The following is a 16,941-nucleotide window of genomic DNA, read 5'->3' on the forward strand; positions in this document are numbered from 1 at the left end:
GTCAGGCCTCGGGGAACTCGCTGGTGTCGATGGTCAGGTCGAAGGGGGCGGGGAGGGTGAGGGGGTCGCCGAACTTGGCGGCGCTCAGTACCCGGTAGACGTCGCCCTTCGGTTCACCGTAGAGCGTCGCGGTGGGCCCGCCGGGGGCCCAGCGGTCGACGAGGAGGTAGAGCGGGATACCGGCTGTGGCGTAGGGGGCCGGCTTGCTGACGCGGTCGTGGCGGGCGTTGGACTTCGAGGTGACCTCGACGACGAGTTCCGCGAGGGTGGCGGGGATGTGGGTGTCGGACTCGGTGTGATCGGGCAACTGTGCCACCACGATGTCCGGGATCAACATCCCCAGGCGGGACGGCACCGCGAGTGCGAGCGTCTGGTATACCCCCCATTCACCAGGAATCACCGAATACAAGCGGCGCTGAATTCGTTCGGCGATGGCGTTGTGAGGCAGTCCCGGAGCTGGTGACACGGTGATGATGCCCTCGATGATCTCCACCTTGCTGCCCTCGGGCCATTCCATCTCCTCCCAGAACCGGACGAGGTCGTCCCAGTTCTGGTCGGGCTCCTGGCTCACGGTGAGTGCGCTCATGGCGGTTCTCCTTCGGTGCGTCACCGATGCCAGCATGCCGAACGGGACCGGCAGAGGTCTACCGATCCCGTTCACCCGAAGGGGGGAAGCGCCTGGTCAGGCGATACGTTCCCGCACCACTGGCGAGGCGGTGAAGTCCGTGCCCGCCGGAGCCACGTCGTAGGAACCCTCCACCGCCGCGAGCGCGTACTCGAAGCGGTCCGGGGTGTCGGTGTGGAGGGTCAGGAGGGGCTGGCCCTCGGTGACCGTGTCGCCGGGCTTGGCGTGGAGTTCGACGCCCGCGGCGGCCTGCACCGGGTCCTCCTTGCGGGCGCGGCCCGCGCCCAGGCGCCAGGCGGCGACGCCGATGTCGTAGGCGTCGAGGCGGGTCAGGACACCGGAGGCGCCCGCCTTGACCACGTGCTGTTCCTTCGACGTGGGCAGGGCCGCGTCCGGGTCGCCGCCCTGGGCCGCGATCATGCGGCGCCACACGTCCATCGCGGAGCCGTCGGCGAGGGCCTTCGCCGGGTCGGCGTCCGGCAGGCCTGCCGCAGCCAGCATCTCGCGGGCCAGGGCGAGGGTCAGCTCGACCACGTCGGAGGGGCCACCGCCGGCCAGGACCTCGACCGACTCGCGGACCTCGAGGGCGTTGCCCGCCGTGAGGCCGAGCGGGGTGGCCATGTCCGTGAGCAGGGCGACGGTCTTCACACCGTGGTCCGTGCCGAGGCCGACCATCGTGGAGGCCAGCTCGCGGGCGTCCTCGATCGTCTTCATGAAGGCGCCCGAGCCCACCTTCACGTCCAGGACCAGGGAGCCGGTGCCCTCGGCGATCTTCTTGGACATGATGGAGGAAGCGATCAGCGGGATCGCCTCGACCGTGCCCGTGACGTCCCGGAGGGCGTACAGCTTCTTGTCGGCGGGGGCGAGGCCGTCACCGGCCGCGCAGATCACCGCGCCCACCCCGTCCAGGACGTTCAGCATCTCCTCGTTGGAGAGGAGGGCGCGCCAGCCGGGGATGGACTCCAGCTTGTCCAGGGTGCCGCCGGTGTGGCCGAGGCCGCGGCCGGAGAGCTGCGGGACGGCCGCGCCACAGGCCGCGACCAGGGGCGCCAGCGGCAGGGTGATCTTGTCGCCGACGCCGCCCGTGGAGTGCTTGTCGGCGGTCGGGCGGGACAGGGACGAGAAGTCCATGCGCTCGCCGGAGGCGATCATCGCGGCGGTCCAGCGGGCGATCTCGCCGCGGTTCATGCCGTTGAGCAGGATCGCCATCGCGAGCGAGGACATCTGCTCGTCGGCCACCGCGCCGCGCGTGTAGGCGTCGATGACCCAGTCGATCTGCTCGTCGCTGAGTTCGCCGCGGTCACGCTTGGTGCGGATGACGGAGATGACGTCCATGGCCATACCTGGCTTTCCTTACGGGGGTGCGGGGGGTTACTTGGTGAGGTGGTCGGGGCCGAAGGCCTGCGGGAGCATCCGGGACAACGGGAGGATCCCCTCCGGCGTCTCCAGCAGCAGCTCCGGGCCGCCGAACTCGTACAGCAGCTGCCGGCAGCGGCCGCACGGGACGAGGACCGCCCCGTGGCCGTCGACGCAGACGAAGTGCGTCAGCCGGCCGCCTCCGGTGAGCTGGAGCTGGGAGACGAGCCCGCACTCGGCGCACAGGCCGATGCCGTAGCTGGCGTTCTCCACGTTGCAGCCGGTGACGGTGCGGCCGTCGTCGACCAGGGCGGCGGCGCCGACGGCGTACCCGGAGTACGGGGCGTAGGCCCGGGCCATCGCCTCGCGGGCCGCCGTGCGCAGCGCGCCCCAGTCGACGTCGGTCATTTGCCCTGCCCCTTCCGGTACTGCATGCCGTTCGCCTTGGGCATCCGCAGCCGCTGGGCGGAGAGGGCGAGGACGACGAGGGTGATGACGTACGGCGTGGCGGAGACGACCTGGTTGGGCACGTCGTCGGTGGTGGCGTACCAGGCGAAGACCAGGGCGCCGACGACCACGGTGATCGCGGCCTTGACGTACTTCTTGCGGATCGCGAGCCAGATGGCGCCGGCGACCAGCAGCAGCGCGCCGAGCAGCAGCAGGGCGTGCACGTTGGCGGAGCCGCCGCGCAGGTTGAGGCTGTCGGTGTAGCCGAAGAGGCCGGCGCCGATGGCGAGGCCGCCCGGCATCCAGTTGCCGAAGATCATGGCCGCGAGGCCGATGTAGCCGCGGCCGCTGGTCTGGCCCTCCAGGTAGAAGGGGTTGGCCACGATGGAGAGGAAGACGCCGCCGAGGCCGGCCAGTCCGCCGGAGATGATCACGGCGAGGTACTTGTACGTGTAGACGTTGACGCCGAGGGACTCGGCGGCGACCGGGTTCTCGCCGCAGGAGCGCAGGCGGAGGCCGAACGGGGTGCGCCACAGGATGTACCAGCTGGCGGGGATCAGCGCGACGGCGATCAGGGTGAGCCACGAGACGTCGGTGACCAGGCCGCCGAGCAGGCCGGCGATGTCGGAGACGAAGAACCAGTGCCGGTCGTTGAGGCTCTCCAGGGCGTCGGAGAGCCCCGGCACCGAGAAGTGGCCCAGCGAGTCGACCGGCGGGGACTGCTTGGCGGAGCCGCCCTGGTGGCCCTCGAAGGCGAGCGGGGCGAGGTAGCGGGTGGCGCCGAGGGCGAGGATGTTGATGGCCACGCCGGAGACGATGTGGTTGACGTTGAAGGTGATCGTCACGATGGCGTGCAGCAGGCCGCCGAGCGCGCCGCCGACGATGCCCATCAGGACGCCGGTCCACGGGCCCCACTGGAAGCCGGCCCAGGCACCGAACCAGGTGCCGAGGATCAGCATGCCCTCGAGGCCGATGTTGACAACGCCCGCGCGCTCGGCCCACAGGCCGCCGAGACCGGCGAGGCCGATCGGCACGGCGAGCTGGAGCGCGGTGGACATCTGGCTGACGTTGGTGATGCCGTTGGCGCCGGTGATCAGGCGGACGATGGAGGTCAGCGCCAGGGCACCGGCGATGATCAGCAGCAGGACGGGCAGCGAGATCCGGCGGCCGGCCGGGGCCCCGTGCTCCAGCGTGGGCTGGTTGAGGTCGGTCGCGGTGGTCATCGGCCGGCCACCTCCTTCTTGGTGTTGTCGGTGGCGCCGAGGACGTGACCGGCGGCCAGCTCCGCGCCGACGCGGCGCTGCTGGCGGCGCAGGCCCCACTCGCGGACGGCCTCGTAGGAGACGACGACCGAGAGCACGATCAAGCCCTGCATGATGACCGCGATCTCCTTGTCGTAGCCGTGGAAGTCCAGCTCGGGGCTGGCCTTGTCGAGCCAGGCCCACAGCAGGGCGGCGAAGGCGATGCCGACGGGGCTGTTGCGGCCGAGCAGGGCGATGCCGATGCCGAGGAAGCCGATGCCGGTGGGGAAGTTGAGGCTGTAGGTGTGGGTGTCGCCGAGGAGGATCGGCAGGCCCGCGAGACCGGCGAGGCCGCCGGAGAGCAGCATCGCGGTGAGCACCATGCGCTTGGGGTTGACCCCGCTGGCCGCGGCGGCGGACTCGGAGGCGCCGGAGGCGCGCAGGTCGAAGCCGAAGCGGGTGCGGTTGAGGACGACCCAGTAGCCGATGCCGAGGAGGACGGCGAGGATCACCAGGCCGTAGATCTCGCCGGCCGCGCCCATGTCGATGCCGGGGATCCAGCCGGACTCGTGCATCTCGCCGGTGGTGTTGTTGTTGCCGATCTTGACGCCGAAGACGTCGGGCAGCCACAGGTAGCCGATGACGGAGGTGGCGATGGCGTTCAGCATGATCGTCGCGACGACCTCGCTGACGCCGCGGGTGACCTTGAGGACACCGGCGATGCCGGACCAGAAGGCGCCGGTGAGGACGGCGGTCAGCAGGAGCAGCGGGATCTGGAGGGCGGCCGGGAGGTCGGCGTGGGCGCCGACGATCGCGGCCATCATGGCGGCGAGCTGGTACTGGCCGTCGACGCCGATGTTGAACAGGTTCATCCGGAAGCCGATGGCCACCGCGAGGGCCGCGATGTAGTACATCGACGCCTGGTTGATGATCAGGACCTGGATGTCGGAGAACCCGGCCTGCTCGAACATGAGGGCGAACGGTTCGACCGGGTTCTTGCCCGAGGCGATCAGGACGATCGCGCTGAGCACGAAGGCCACGGCGAGCGCGATGACCGGTCCGGCCACCGCGAGGAGCACGCGCTCCTTGTCGAACTTCTTCATCAGCGGGCCTCGTCTTCCGCGCCCGGGCCGCCGTCGGCCGGGGTCTCTTCGTGTTCGAGGTGTCCGGAGGCGGCGCCGGTCATCGCCGAGCCCAGCTCCTCGGGGGTGATGGTGGCCGGGTCGGCGTCCGCGACCAGCTTGCCGTCGTAGATCACCCGGAGGGTGTCGGACAGGCCGATCAGCTCGTCCAGGTCGGCGGAGATCAGCAGCACGGCCAGGCCCTCGCGGCGGGCCTCGCGGATGTGGTCCCAGATCGCGGCCTGCGCGCCGACGTCCACACCGCGGGTGGGGTGGGCGGCGATGAGGAAGCGCGGCTTGTGGCTCATCTCGCGGCCGACGATCAGCTTCTGCTGGTTGCCGCCGGACAGGGAGGCGGCGGTGACGTCGATGCCGGGGGTGCGGACGTCGTACGTCTCGACGATGCGGCGGGTGTCCTCCTGGGAGCCCTTGGGGTCCAGCCAGACGCCCTTGCTGTTGGGCTTCTCGGTGACGTGGCCGAGGATGCGGTTCTCCCAGAGGGGGGCCTCCAGGAGCAGGCCGTGGCGGTGGCGGTCCTCGGGGATGTAGCCGACGCCCTGCTCGCGGCGCTTGCGGGTGGGCAGCGCGGTGATGTCCTCGTCGAGGAAGCGGATGGTGCCGGAGTCGGCGTGGCGCAGGCCGATGAGCGCGTCCACCAGCTCGGTCTGGCCGTTGCCCTCGACGCCGGCGATGCCCAGCACCTCGCCGGCGTGGATGGTGAAGGAGATGTCGTCGAGCAGGGCCTTGCCGCCGGGGGCCGCGAGGCGCAGCGTGTCGACGGTGAGGACCGCGCGGTCGGTGACCGTGGACTCGGCGGTCTCGGGGGTGGGCAGCTCGCTGCCGACCATCAGCTCGGCGAGCTGGCGCGGGGTCGTCTCGGCGGGGACGGCCGTACCGACCGTGGTGCCGCGCCGGATGACGGTGATGTCGTCGGCGACGGAGAGGACCTCGCCCAGCTTGTGGGAGATGAAGATGACGGACAGGCCCTCCGCCTTCAGCTCGCGCAGGTTGTCGAAGAGCGCGTCGACCTCCTGGGGCACGAGGACGGCGGTCGGCTCGTCCAGGATCAGCGTGCGGGCGCCGCGGTAGAGGACCTTGAGGATCTCCACGCGCTGGCGGGCGGCGACGCCGAGTTCCTCGACGAGGACGTCGGGGCGCACGCCGAGGCCGTACCGCTCGGAGATCTCCTTGATCTTCCGGCGGGCCCTCGCGCCGATGCCGTACAGCTTCTCGCTGCCGAGGACCACGTTCTCCAGGACCGTGAGGTTGTCGGCGAGCATGAAGTGCTGGTGGACCATGCCGATGCCGCGGGCGATGGCGTCGGCGGGCGACGAGAAGGCGACCTGCTCGCCGTCGACCGCGATGGTGCCCTCGTCCGGCTTCTGCATGCCGTAGAGGATCTTCATCAGGGTCGACTTGCCGGCGCCGTTCTCGCCGACGAGGGCGTGGACGGTGCCCTTGCGGACGGTGAGGTGGATGTCGTGGTTGGCCACGACACCGGGGAACCGCTTGGTGATCCCGGCGAGCTCGACGGCGGTCACCGATTCGTTGACCGCCGCTCCGGCCGGAGGGCTGCTGGACGCGTTGATGGCGCACTCTCCTGGGGACGGGGGCCGTCTACGCGCGTAGCGCCCCTACGGCATCCAAAAGCGGCGGCACATCGACACGACGGGGTACGGGGAGGGGACCCGGAGGTTCCTCCCCGTACCCCGTCGAGCGGTGCGACCACCGCGGTTACACGCTGTTCGAGGTGTTGCTGCTCAGCTGCTCTTGACCTTGATCTCGCCGCTGATGATCTTCTGCTCGGCCGTCTTGATGGCTGCCTGGAGCTCGGCGTTGTCCGCGAACTTCGGGTTGGAGTCCGAGAGACCGACCTCGCCGGACTTCAGATCGCCCCGAACGATACCGGTCTCGGGCTTGCCGTCCTCGACCGACTTCGCGAGGTTGTACACCGCCTTCGCGACGTCCTTCGTGGCCGAAGTCAGGATGTAGTCCTTGTACTTCGCGAGGGCGTCCTGCTTGTACTGGTCGGAGTCGACGCCGATCGCCCAGACCTTGTTGGCGGCGGCGGCCTCGATCACACCCTGACCGGACAGACCGGCCGCGGCGAAGACGACGTCGGCCTTCTTCTCGATCTGGCCCTCGGCGGCGGTCTTGCCCTTGTCGGGGCTGGAGAAGCCGCCCTCCTCCGCGGTCTGCGTCAGGTACTGCGAGACGACCTTGACCTTCGGGTCGGTGTCCGTGACGCCCTGCTTGAAGCCGGCCTCGAACTTGTGGATCAGCGGGATGTCCACGCCGCCCACGAAGCCGACCGTCTTGGTCTTGGTGCTCTTGGCGGCGGCGACACCGGCGAGGTAGGAGGCCTGCTCCTCGTTGAAGACGAGGTCGGCGACGTTCTTCGCCTCGATCGTCGCGTCGTCCACGATGCCGAAGGTGACGTCCGGGTACTTCTCCGCGGCGCTCTTCAGGGCGGCGGCGTACGCGTAGCCGACGCCGATGACCGGGTTGTGACCCTGCTTGGCCAGGGAGACCAGGCGCTGCTCCTTGTCGGCGTCGGTCTCGCCGTCGGTGGGCTCGACGGCGGCCGTCTCGTAGCCGAACTCCTTCTCCGCCTGCTTGAGGCCCGCGTGGGCGGCGTCGTTGAAGGACTGGTCGCCCTCGCCGCCGACGTCGTACGCGATGGCGAGACCCTTGTCGCCCTTGGACTCCGACCCGGAGGAGGTCGAGGTGCCACCGCAGGCGGAGAGGGCGAGGGCCAGGGAGGCGGTCGCTGCGCCTGCGACCGTGATCCGGGAAATCCGGCGCATGTCTGGTGCTCCTGTCGTACAAAGCGCCGGACGGTTCGGCTACGGCGCTGGCTTCGCCGCAGATTAACGCGCGTAGACCTGCCTGAAAACCCCTTCTGTCCACCTTGTTATGCGCCCGTGAGCAAGGCGCCGCGGACGGGGGCCCGGCGGCGGTCGGAGGCTTGCCGGACGCAAACGGAAGGTGGCGGAGGGTGACGCCGGGGGGCTTGTGCGCGGGTGCCTCCGGCGGTGAGCGGCGGGGGCCGGCATGCGGGAGGTGTCCGGTGGTGAGCGGTGGGGGCCGGCATACGGGAGGTGTCCGGTGGTGAGCGGTGGGGGCCGGCATACGGGGTGGGGCCGGCGGTGAGCGGCACGCTTGGGGGCCGGTTGGGCGTGGGGAGTCGGCTGCGCTTGGGGGGCCCGGCTGGGCATGGGGAGGTCGGCTGCGCGTGGGGGGGGGGGGGCCGGCTGGGCGTGGCACGCCGGTGGGGGCGGGCGCCACGGGTGCCCGCCCGCTCCGTCCGGTTCCGTGTCGCGCCGGTCTACTCGGTCTTGACCTTGATGGAGCCGTCGATGATGCCCGCCTTGGCCTGGGCCACGGCGTCCGTCAGGCCCGGCACCGCGGCGTACTTCGGGTTGCTGTCGGACAGGCCCACGCCGTCGGACTCGAGGTCGAAGGTCTGGGTGCCGGTCAGCGGCTTGCCGTCCTCGACCGACTTGGCCAGGGTGTACACCGCGCCGTCGATGTCCTTCAGGGCCGAGGTCAGGATGTGGTCCTTGTACGCGGCGAGGGCTTCCTGCCGGTACTGGTCGGAGTCGACGCCGATCGCCCAGACCTCGGCCTTCGCGGCGGCCTCGATCACGCCCTGTCCGGACAGGCCGGCCGCCTGGTAGACGACGTCGGCCTTCTTCTCGATCTGGCCCTCGGCGGCGGCCCGGCCCTTGTCGGGGCTGGAGAAGCCGCCCTCCTCCGCGGTCTGCGTCAGGTACTGGGAGACCACCTTGACCTTGGGGTCGGTGTCCTGCACGCCCTGCTTGTAGCCGGCCTCGAACTTGTGGATCAGCGGTACGTCGACACCGCCCACGAAGCCGACCGTCTTGGTCTTGGTGGCCTTGGCCGCCGCGACGCCCGCGAGGTAGGAGGCCTCGTTCTCGGCGAAGACGAGGGACGCGACGTTCTCGCCCTCGACCACGGAGTCCACGATGCCGAAGGTGACGTCCGGGTGCTTCGACGCGACGGCCTCCATCGCCGGGCCGTAGGCGAAGCCGACGCCGATGACCGGGTTGTAGCCCTGTTTCGCGAGCGAGGCGAGGCGCTGCTCCTTGTCGGCGTCGGTCTCGCCCTCGGTGGGCTCGATGTCGGCGGTCGTGTAGCCGAACTCCTTCTTCGCCCGCTCCAGGCCCGCGTACGCGGCGTCGTTGAAGGACTGGTCGCCCTTGCCGCCGATGTCGTACGCGATGGCGAGGCCCTTGTCGTCCTTGCCGTCGCCGCCGCTCTCGCCGCTGGTACCGCCGCAGGCCGTGGCGGCGAGTGCGAGCGACGCGGCCCCCACCGCGGCGCGGGTCAGTCTCGATGTCCGACGCATCTGAAGCTCCCCATTCTCCAAAGCCCCGCAGCGGGCGCTCGGTTCGGCGCACATTAACGCGCGTAGAAACTCCTGGGAACGGGGTTCCGCGGGGCCGTTACCCATTCGTGCCGCGGGTTGTTGCCGGGGGTGTTCGAGGCGTGCCGCGTGACCTCGTGGCCCGTGCGTCAGGGTGGCCCCGGCCCGCCACGGCCGCAACCGCGACGGGCCGTTCTGCCCTGTGTGACTACTGCACGACGCGGCTACTGCCCTGCGTGGCTACTGCCCTGCGTGGCTACTGCCCTGTGTGGCTACTGCACGACGTGGCTACTCCCCTGCGTGGCTACTGCACGGCGTCGATCAGCGCGGCCGCGGTGAACATCTCCACGCCGACGGTGATGGCGTGCTCGTCCACGTCGAAGTCGCCCTGGTGCAGGTCACGGATGGTGCGCTCGCCGGGCGGGCGGACGCCGAGGCGGGCCATGGCGCCGGGCACCTGCTCCAGGTACCAGGAGAAGTCCTCGCCGCCGAGGCTCTGCTCGGTGTTCTCCACGGTCTCGGTGCCGCGCCGGGCGACCATGGCGGCCTGGAGCAGTTCGGTGCTGGTGACCTCGTTGACGACCGGGGGCACGCCGCGCACGTAGGTGATCTCAGACTTGGCCCGGTACAGGTTGGCGATCTCGTCGATGGCGCCGACCACGAGGTCGGGTGCCTGCCGCCAGGCGTCGAGGTCCAGGCAGCGCACGGTCCCGGCGAGTTCGGCGTGCTGCGGGATGACGTTCGGGGCGTGGCCGGACTCGACCCGCCCCCAGGTCAGGGCGAGCCCGCTGCGGCTGTCCACGCGCCGGGCGACGAGCGGGGGAACGTCGGTGACCACGCGGGCGGCGGCGGTGACCAGGTCGGTGGTGAGGTGCGGGCGGGCGGTGTGTCCGCCGGGCCCGTTCAGGGCGACCTCCAGCCGGTCGCAGGCGGAGGTGATGGGGCCGACCCGCAGTCCGATCCGCCCGGCGTCCACCCGGGGGTCGCAGTGCACGGCGAGGATGCGGCGCACCCCGTCGAGCGCGCCGCCCTCGATGGCGTCGGCGGCGCCGCCGGGCAGCACCTCCTCCGCCGGCTGGAAGACCAGTCGCACGGGCCGGGGCAGCAGGCCCTGTTCGTGCAGGGCGGCGAGCACCAGTCCGGCGCCGAGGACGACGGTGGTGTGCACGTCGTGTCCGCAGGCGTGCGCGCGGTCCGGTACGCGCGAGCGGTACGGGCACTCGCTCTTGGTGTCCGGGATGGGCAGGGCGTCGATGTCGGCCCGCAGGGCGAGCATGCGCGGTCCGCCGGACCACTGTCCCGTGTCGGTGCCGGTGCCGATGTCGCAGACGAGCCCGGTCCCGACGGGGAGTACGCGCGGCTTGAGGCCGGCCTTCTCCAGCCGTTCCTTGATCGCGGCGGTGGTGCGGAACTCCTGGTTGCCCAGCTCGGGGTGCATGTGCAGGTCGCGGCGGAAGGCCACGAGCTCCGCGCGCAGCGCCTCGGGCAGCGCGCCGGGCAGCGCGGACTCACCGGGAGTGTCGGCCTCGGACTCTGGGGACATCAACGCTTTCACCCTTTGCAGAGTAGGGCGCCCGAGCGACCGGTGGACCCACGATCAACAAAAATTCAGCCCGTTAGGGTAAGAAATCGCGGCTGCCCTACGCATAGCCATCGACTCGCTTGGGTAAACTCGCCCGCCTTTCCGACCGAGCCGATCCTGAGAGATTCACCGGGAGTGGTCCGAACCGCTCACCGGCACCCGCCTGGGACACGGGTACCACGCGACGACCGCCCCACGCGCGCCGTGACGGTGCCGGTCGCGGCCCTGCTCAGGGGGCCGGCACGGTCATCACGGCCCGGCCGGCGCGGAGACCACTCCCGGGGGCGCCCCGTGCCGGGTCACCCCCTACCGGTGTCGCTCCGCGCGGGTGTCACTCCGTACCGGGCCCGCCCCACGGCCCGTCGGCAACGAAGAGCCCGCGAAGACTGCATGATCCTCGCAGTCCCCCGGCCCGCCTCTCCTTGACACAATGCAACCGCCGTACAACATGCCTACGACTCAAGGTGGTTGACTCCATGAGACCGTCCCGCGTGGCTCTCGCCGTGGCCGCCGGTGCTCTCGCCCCGGCCCTGCTGCTCTCCACCCCCTCCTTCGCCGCCACCCCGATACCGTCGGCCGCGGCAGCGGCGGCGGACACGGGTTCCCCCTACGACGAGATGGACGCCGACGACCTGCGCGTCGCCATCGCCAGGACGCTCGCCGACCCCGACAGCGGCCGGCGCGTGATCCAGGAGGCCAACGAGCTCCTCGACGACGCCACCGTGGACGAGATGCGCGCCTGGCTCAAGACCGGGTACCGCCTCGCCCAGGCCGAGGACGACCGCGTCGCCATCTCCCGGCTCCTCGGCGACCCCGACAGCGGCCGGCGCGTGATCCAGGAGATCAACGGGCTCCTCGACGACAGCACCCCGGAAGAGATGCGCGCCTGGCTCGAGACCGGGTACCGCCTCGCCCAGGCCGAGGACGACCGCGTCGCCATCTCCCGGCTCCTCGGCGACCCCGACAGCGGCCGGGCCGTCATCCGTGAGGCCAACGAGGCCCTCGACGACGGCAGCCCGGAGGCGGTGCGCGCGTTCCTGGAGACCGGGCTCCGTCTCGCCCGGGCCGAGGACGACCGCGTGACGATCGCTCGCATGCTGGCCGACCCCGGCATCAGCGACGCCCTGCGCGCGGCGGCGAACGCCGCCATGGACGACGGCTCCCCGGAAGCGCTGCGCCACTTCATCGAGGTCGGCCAGTACGAGGCCGGCGCCTAGGCTTCGCCGGGACGGCACCGGCTGCGGCGCCGCGGGGCGGGCACCCCGGAAGCAGGTGTCCCGCCCGGCCGCGGCACGGGGACTACGCGGTGCCCGCCACCGCCGACAGCCGGTGCACGTCCCGCGCCGACCCCGTGACGCCGGACAGGAACCCCCGGGCCCGCGGCGAGGCGGACTCGGTGAGCCAGGCCGGGTCGATGTCGCAGACGGCGACGCGGACCTCGGTGCCGGCCAGGGCCAGGGGGAGGGTGTGGACGACCGTGGAGGGGAAGCTGAGGACGGTGCGGCCGATGGGGCCGCGGCGGGCGATCAGTTCCAGCGGCAGGTCGGGGCGGACGATCTCCAGGCCCGTCTCCACGGCCAGCCGGTGGAGTTTCTCGGTGCTCTCGCGCCGGTGGGCGAAGTAGCGGGCCGCCCCGTGGGCCTTCGCCAGGCCGCGTACGGCGTCCGTGTAGCGGTCGCCGTCGACCACGCCGGTCTCCACCAGCGAGGTGCCGACCATGTCGGCGCCCTTGGTGATGCGGGGCGGGCCGAAGCGGGACCGGGTCCAGGCGAAGTCGTTCGCGGTGACGGTGACGCCGTCGGGGGTCTCCTCGATGGGCATGGAGGAGAAGACCTCCACGCGGCGGCCCCGGGCGGGGGTCAGACGGCGCCGGGCGGCCCCGGACACGGGGGCGAAGAGCAGGTCGCGGGGGCCGGGGCGGCTGCCCTTGCGGTGCCAGCGGACCAGGCGTTCGCCGTGGGCGAGCTGGGTGACGAACTCCATCGTGGCCGTGCCGTCGTCGACGACGACCAGGTCACCGGCGCGGGTGATGGTGAGGAGCAGCTGTACGTAGCGGGAGAACGGGTCGCCCATGACGATCCGGTCCGCGTGGCGGAGGAGGGACGTCAGGCCGCCCACCGTGCGGAAGGGGGCCGCGGCGCCGCCCCTCGCCTCCTCCCAGCGGACCTCGTGGCCCTCCTTGCGGGCCAGTTCGGACATGCGGCGCAGCTGGCCGCGGGTCATCGGGTCGACGGGTGAGAGGACCACGAGGGTGAGCTCCGCGCCGGGTGCGCGGGTGTGCGCCCACTCCAGCACGTTCAGCAGTTGTACCGGGCTCTCGACGAAGGCGAGAGTGCGGGGGCCGGCATTCCCGGCGCGGGGGCTCATCGGCGTACGACCGTCCCGTGGTGAGGGCGTGGTGGGGGTGTCAGGCCGGGTGTCAGACCGTGACCGGCTCGCCCGCGGCGGCGGCGATCTCCGCCTCGGCGACGACGCCGGTGACGCGGCGCAGCTTCTTCATGGGGCCGAGCTCGGAGTCGTAGACCTTCTTGACGCCGTCGCCGAGGGAGGCCTCGATGGTGCGGATGTCGCGGACCAGGCGGGTCAGGCCCTGCGGCTCGACGGAGGCGGCCTGGTCGGAACCCCACATGGCGCGGTCGAGGGTGATGTGGCGCTCGACGAAGGTGGCGCCGAGGGCGACGGCGGCGAGGGTGGTCTGCAGGCCGGTCTCGTGGCCGGAGTAGCCGATCGGGACGTTCGGGTACTCCTGCTGGAGGGTGTTGATGACGCGGAGGTTGAGCTCCTCGGCCTGCGCCGGGTACGTCGACGTGGCGTGGCACATCAGGATGTTGTCGCTGCCCAGGACCTCGACCGCGTGGCGGATCTGCTTCGGGGTGGACATGCCGGTGGAGAGGATGACCGTGCGGCCGGTGGCGCGCAGGGCGCGGAGCAGCTCGTCGTCGGTCAGCGAGGCGGAGGCGACCTTGTGGGCGGGGACGTCGAACTTCTCCAGGAAGGCGACGGCCTCGGTGTCCCACGGGGAGGCGAACCAGTCGATGTTCTTGGTCTTGCAGTACTCGTCGATCTGGCGGTACTCGTCCTCGCCGAACTCCACACGGTGGCGGTAGTCGATGTACGTCATCCGGCCCCAGGGGGTGTCGCGCTCGATGTCCCACTGGTCGCGCGGGGTGCAGATCTCGGGGGTGCGCTTCTGGAACTTCACCGCGTCGCAGCCGGCCTCGGCGGCGGCGTCGATCAGCTTGAAGGCGTTCTCGAGCTCACCGTTGTGGTTGATGCCGATCTCGCCGGTGATGTAGACGGGGCGGCCGGGGCCGGCCTCGCGGGAACCGAAGGCGCGGATGCGGGAGTTGGTGCTCATGGCGGGGGGCTTCCTTACTTGGACTGGGTGAGCGTGGGGAGTTCGGGTGAGTCGGGGGAGTCGAGCGAGGGGCCGAGGATCCAGCCGGCGATCTCCCGGATCGCGCCGTCACCGCCGGGAGCGGTGGTGACCGCGCGGGCCGCGCCGCGTACGACGTCGTGGGCGCTGGCGACCGCCACGGGCCAGCCGACGAGGGCGAAGCACGGGAGGTCGTTGACGTCGTTGCCGACGTAGAGCACGCGCTCGGGCGCGATGCCCTGCTCCTCGCACCACTGCTTGAGCGCGAGGTCCTTGCGGTCGATGCCGTGCAGCACCGGGAGCTTCAGCTTCCGGGCGCGGGCGGCGACGACCGGGTTCACTTCCGTGGACAGGATCAGCATCGTCAGTCCGCTGCGGCGCAGGGCCGCGATGCCGAGGCCGTCGCCGCGGTGCACGGAGACGAACTCCCGTCCGTCGGAGTCGATCAGCACCCGGTCGTCGGTCTGGGTGCCGTCGAAGTCGAGGACGACCGCGTCGATGTCTTCGGCGGTCGGGAGGGCGCCGGGCCGTGCGGCGTCGAAGAGGGGCGCCAGGGCGCGGGCGCGGGCCAGGTCGTGCGGGTCGTCGATCTCCAGGACGCGGGCCGGGTCGGTGCGGACCAGTTCGGTGCGGCCGAAGAAGCGGTGCCGGTGCTCGCGGAAGCCGGGCGCGGCCATGGCGTAGGCGGCGCCGGTCTCCAGCAGGTCCTGGGGGCGGTCCTGGCGGCGGGGGCGGTACGACTTGTCGTGGTTGACGCCGAAGCCGCCTTCCGCTTCCCCGGTGGTCCGGTCCGTGCCGTCCCGCCACACGAAGCCGTGGAACGGTGCCACGGTCACCGCCGTGTCCGCGCCGCCCTCGGCGACCGCGCCGGCCACCCCGTCGATGTCCTCGCGGACGATGAACGGACTGGTGCACTGCACGAGCAGCACCACGTCCACGGCCGCGCCGTGCAGGGCCTCGTGGGTGTCCATGGCGTGCAGTACGGCGGCCTCGGAGGTGGCCAGGTCCCCGGCGATGGCGGCGGGCCGCAGCACGACCTCGGCGCCGGCCTCGCGGGCCGCGGCGGCGATGGCCTGGTCGTCGGTGGAGACCACGACGTCCGTGACGAGCCGGGCGGCCCGGCACTCGCGTACCGCCCGGGCCACCAGGGGTACGCCGCCGACGGGCGCGAGGTTCTTCGCGGGCACGCCCTTGGAGCCGCCGCGCGCGGGGATCACGGCGAGCACGCGGCGCACGTCGGCGCCCCGGCCCGCTTCCGGTGGGGACATGGGCTGTACTCCTTGGGAACGGTTCGGGGCGGTCACAGCTCCCCCATCCGCCGGATCACCGGGGCGACCCGCTGGACGCCGTGCCGGTAGGCGCCGCGGGCCGCGCGGCGCACCACCTGCCGGACCGGGCCGGGTGCCTTGTCGGCGGCGGGTGCGCCGGGCAGCGGGGTGCCGTCGGGGGCGAGGTGGTGGCGGGCGAGGATGCCGGGGAGGTAGCCCGGGGCGGTGACCGTGGTGTAGTACGGGGCGATCGGGGGCAGGCCGCCGGGGCGGCCGAGCAGGCCCGCGATGCGCTTCCGGGCCTCGTCGAAGGCGGTCTCGTAACCGCCGTCCGCCGCCACGCCCTGCCGGGCGACCCACTCGGGGTCCGGCGTCGGGCGGTGGCCCTCGTCGAGCTGGTCCCAGGAGGCGAGGCAGCCGGAGCCGACGAAGTGGTGGTTGCCGAGCGCCTCACGCACGCCCAGGTCGGTCAGGACGACCGTGGGGATGCGGCGGTGCAGGGATTCGAGGGCCGCCGTGGAGCTGACGGTGACCAGCAGGTCGGTGCGGTCGAGGACCTCGCCCATGTGCCCGTAGACCAGTCGGAAGTTGGGCGGCGGGTCGGCCCGCTGCACCAGCTTCTGGTAGGGCAGCTCCTCGATGTGCGTGGTGTGTTCGCCCGGCCTGGAGCGCAGCTTGAGCAGCACGTCCCGCTCGGGGTGCCGGCGGGCGTGCCGGATCAGCCGTTCGAGGAGGTACGTGCGGTCCTTGCGGCTGTCCGGCACGGAGGGCTGGGCGGCGAAGACGACCGTGTAGCGGCGCTCCCCGTCGTCGGGCTCCCCCCGGTAGGAGGCTCCGCCCAGGAAGGGCAGGGCGACCTCGGTCACCGCGGCGGCGTCGGCGCCGACACCCTCGTACACGCTCCGGAAGCGGTCCGCGTCCTGGCGTGAGTTGGCGAGGACGAGGTCGGCTCCGTGGCGCAGCAGCAGACCGTCGGCGAGCTTCTCGTAGACGACGCCGACGTAGCCGGTGACGACGACGGGCCGTTCGGCGCGGTTCTCCCAGACCCGGCCCAGGCCGTGCAGCATCGCCTGGACGCCGCCGCCGACCAGGGCGAGGACGATGATGTCGTAGGGCTCCTCGTCCGTCGCCCCGCCCATCGCCCGCAGGAACTCGGCGGCGGTCACCTCGCGGAGCGAGTCCGCGGTGACGCCGACTTCCCGCAGCTGGCGGGCGGTGGGGGTGGCTCGGCCGCGCAGGAGGTAGCCGTCCAGGCGGATGTCCGTGTTCTCGGGGGCCCCGGGTGAGATGCGGGTCGCGGTGAGCGCGCCCCATTTCCACCGGGTGTCGGAGTCCGCCAGGACGGCGACGCGCAGGGCCTTCGTTGCACTTGCTGGCACGTCGTAGACGCTAGGAAGCCATTTCTAGGAGCCGCCCAATTGGAATCCAACAAACGGTGAACAGCACATCGCCGAATGGAGAATCGGGCCGTCGGACGCCCGGAACAGCACGCGCTTCACGGCTTCGCCATGCCTCATTCACCCCGTGTCAAGGTT

14 protein-coding genes are annotated in these 16,941 nt (G+C 71.6%); 1 reads left to right on the plus strand and 13 read right to left on the minus strand.

Features of this window, described 5'->3' with window-relative positions:
• Window position 1: 1 nt before the first annotated feature.
• The 9 genes from ACP4IX_RS12620 to ACP4IX_RS12660 form a co-directional block, all read right to left on the minus strand.
• Complete coding sequence (locus tag ACP4IX_RS12620; protein WP_426555525.1) at window positions 2–586, minus strand: Uma2 family endonuclease; 585 nt, start codon at window positions 584–586, stop codon at window positions 2–4.
• Between the two features lie 96 nt (window positions 587–682).
• A complete protein-coding gene (locus ACP4IX_RS12625) occupies window positions 683–1,960 on the minus strand; it encodes a thymidine phosphorylase (RefSeq protein ID WP_426525703.1) in 1,278 nt (425 codons plus the stop codon).
• Between the two features lie 36 nt (window positions 1,961–1,996).
• On the minus strand, window positions 1,997–2,389 hold the full coding sequence (locus ACP4IX_RS12630) for a cytidine deaminase (protein WP_019330083.1): 393 nt from the start codon (window positions 2,387–2,389) through the stop codon (window positions 1,997–1,999).
• On the minus strand, window positions 2,386–3,651 hold the full coding sequence (locus tag ACP4IX_RS12635; RefSeq protein WP_426555526.1) for an ABC transporter permease: 1,266 nt from the start codon (window positions 3,649–3,651) through the stop codon (window positions 2,386–2,388). The genes ACP4IX_RS12630 and ACP4IX_RS12635 overlap by 4 nt, the downstream gene beginning before the upstream one ends.
• Complete coding sequence (locus ACP4IX_RS12640; RefSeq protein ID WP_426525656.1) at window positions 3,648–4,772, minus strand: ABC transporter permease; 1,125 nt, start codon at window positions 4,770–4,772, stop codon at window positions 3,648–3,650. Before ACP4IX_RS12640 ends, ACP4IX_RS12635 begins: the two co-directional genes overlap by 4 nt.
• Entirely contained in the window at window positions 4,772–6,331 is a 1,560-nt protein-coding gene (locus ACP4IX_RS12645) for an ABC transporter ATP-binding protein (protein ID WP_426525659.1), read from the minus strand. The genes ACP4IX_RS12640 and ACP4IX_RS12645 overlap by 1 nt, the downstream gene beginning before the upstream one ends.
• Window positions 6,332–6,550: 219 nt before the next feature.
• On the minus strand, window positions 6,551–7,597 hold the full coding sequence (locus tag ACP4IX_RS12650) for a BMP family lipoprotein (protein ID WP_426525661.1): 1,047 nt from the start codon (window positions 7,595–7,597) through the stop codon (window positions 6,551–6,553).
• Between the two features lie 521 nt (window positions 7,598–8,118).
• Window positions 8,119–9,162, minus strand: coding sequence for a BMP family lipoprotein (locus tag ACP4IX_RS12655; protein ID WP_426555527.1), 1,044 nt, complete (start codon window positions 9,160–9,162; stop codon window positions 8,119–8,121).
• A 322-nt stretch (window positions 9,163–9,484) separates the two neighbouring features.
• A complete protein-coding gene (locus ACP4IX_RS12660; protein ID WP_426525665.1) occupies window positions 9,485–10,723 on the minus strand; it encodes a M20 family metallopeptidase in 1,239 nt (412 codons plus the stop codon).
• Window positions 10,724–11,238: 515 nt separating this feature from the next.
• On the opposite strand from ACP4IX_RS12660, the gene ACP4IX_RS12665 reads away from it, so the two are divergent.
• Window positions 11,239–11,979: an ALF repeat-containing protein gene (locus ACP4IX_RS12665; protein WP_426555528.1), complete on the plus strand. Its 741-nt coding sequence runs from the start codon at window positions 11,239–11,241 to the stop codon at window positions 11,977–11,979.
• An 82-nt stretch (window positions 11,980–12,061) separates the two neighbouring features.
• On the opposite strand, the gene ACP4IX_RS12670 is transcribed toward ACP4IX_RS12665, so the two are convergent.
• Genes ACP4IX_RS12670 through ACP4IX_RS12685 form a run of 4 tightly spaced genes read right to left on the minus strand, consistent with a single transcriptional unit; the run spans window position 12,062 to window position 16,785 of the window.
• Window positions 12,062–13,129, minus strand: coding sequence for a hypothetical protein (locus tag ACP4IX_RS12670; RefSeq protein WP_426525671.1), 1,068 nt, complete (start codon window positions 13,127–13,129; stop codon window positions 12,062–12,064).
• A 52-nt stretch (window positions 13,130–13,181) separates the two neighbouring features.
• Window positions 13,182–14,120: an N-acetylneuraminate synthase family protein gene (locus ACP4IX_RS12675; RefSeq protein WP_426525673.1), complete on the minus strand. Its 939-nt coding sequence runs from the start codon at window positions 14,118–14,120 to the stop codon at window positions 13,182–13,184.
• Window positions 14,121–14,134: 14 nt separating this feature from the next.
• On the minus strand, window positions 14,135–15,406 hold the full coding sequence (locus tag ACP4IX_RS12680) for a cytidylyltransferase domain-containing protein (RefSeq protein ID WP_426555529.1): 1,272 nt from the start codon (window positions 15,404–15,406) through the stop codon (window positions 14,135–14,137).
• 32 nt (window positions 15,407–15,438) lie between these two features.
• On the minus strand, window positions 15,439–16,785 hold the full coding sequence (locus ACP4IX_RS12685) for a DUF6716 putative glycosyltransferase (protein ID WP_426525678.1): 1,347 nt from the start codon (window positions 16,783–16,785) through the stop codon (window positions 15,439–15,441).
• Window positions 16,786–16,941: the final 156 nt, after the last annotated feature.

The sequence above is a fragment of the Streptomyces sp. WG5 genome (genome assembly GCF_049974565.1).
GTDB lineage: Bacteria > Actinomycetota > Actinomycetes > Streptomycetales > Streptomycetaceae > Streptomyces.

Excerpts from the sequence above, each read along its gene's own strand:
- ACP4IX_RS12640 (WP_426525656.1), bottom strand. The coding sequence starts at position 4,772 with ATGAAGAAGTTCGACAAGGAGCGCGTGCTCCTCGCGGTGGCCGGACCG.
- ACP4IX_RS12680 (WP_426555529.1), bottom strand. The coding sequence starts at position 15,406 with ATGTCCCCACCGGAAGCGGGCCGGGGCGCCGACGTGCGCCGCGTGCTC.
- ACP4IX_RS12620 (WP_426555525.1), bottom strand. The coding sequence starts at position 586 with ATGAGCGCACTCACCGTGAGCCAGGAGCCCGACCAGAACTGGGACGAC.
- ACP4IX_RS12670 (WP_426525671.1), bottom strand. The coding sequence starts at position 13,129 with ATGAGCCCCCGCGCCGGGAATGCCGGCCCCCGCACTCTCGCCTTCGTC.
- ACP4IX_RS12635 (WP_426555526.1), bottom strand. The coding sequence starts at position 3,651 with ATGACCACCGCGACCGACCTCAACCAGCCCACGCTGGAGCACGGGGCC.
- ACP4IX_RS12650 (WP_426525661.1), bottom strand. The coding sequence starts at position 7,597 with ATGCGCCGGATTTCCCGGATCACGGTCGCAGGCGCAGCGACCGCCTCC.
- ACP4IX_RS12660 (WP_426525665.1), bottom strand. The coding sequence starts at position 10,723 with ATGTCCCCAGAGTCCGAGGCCGACACTCCCGGTGAGTCCGCGCTGCCC.
- ACP4IX_RS12675 (WP_426525673.1), bottom strand. The coding sequence starts at position 14,120 with ATGAGCACCAACTCCCGCATCCGCGCCTTCGGTTCCCGCGAGGCCGGC.
- ACP4IX_RS12625 (WP_426525703.1), bottom strand. The coding sequence starts at position 1,960 with ATGGACGTCATCTCCGTCATCCGCACCAAGCGTGACCGCGGCGAACTC.
- ACP4IX_RS12665 (WP_426555528.1), top strand. The coding sequence starts at position 11,239 with ATGAGACCGTCCCGCGTGGCTCTCGCCGTGGCCGCCGGTGCTCTCGCC.
- ACP4IX_RS12655 (WP_426555527.1), bottom strand. The coding sequence starts at position 9,162 with ATGCGTCGGACATCGAGACTGACCCGCGCCGCGGTGGGGGCCGCGTCG.
- ACP4IX_RS12630 (WP_019330083.1), bottom strand. The coding sequence starts at position 2,389 with ATGACCGACGTCGACTGGGGCGCGCTGCGCACGGCGGCCCGCGAGGCG.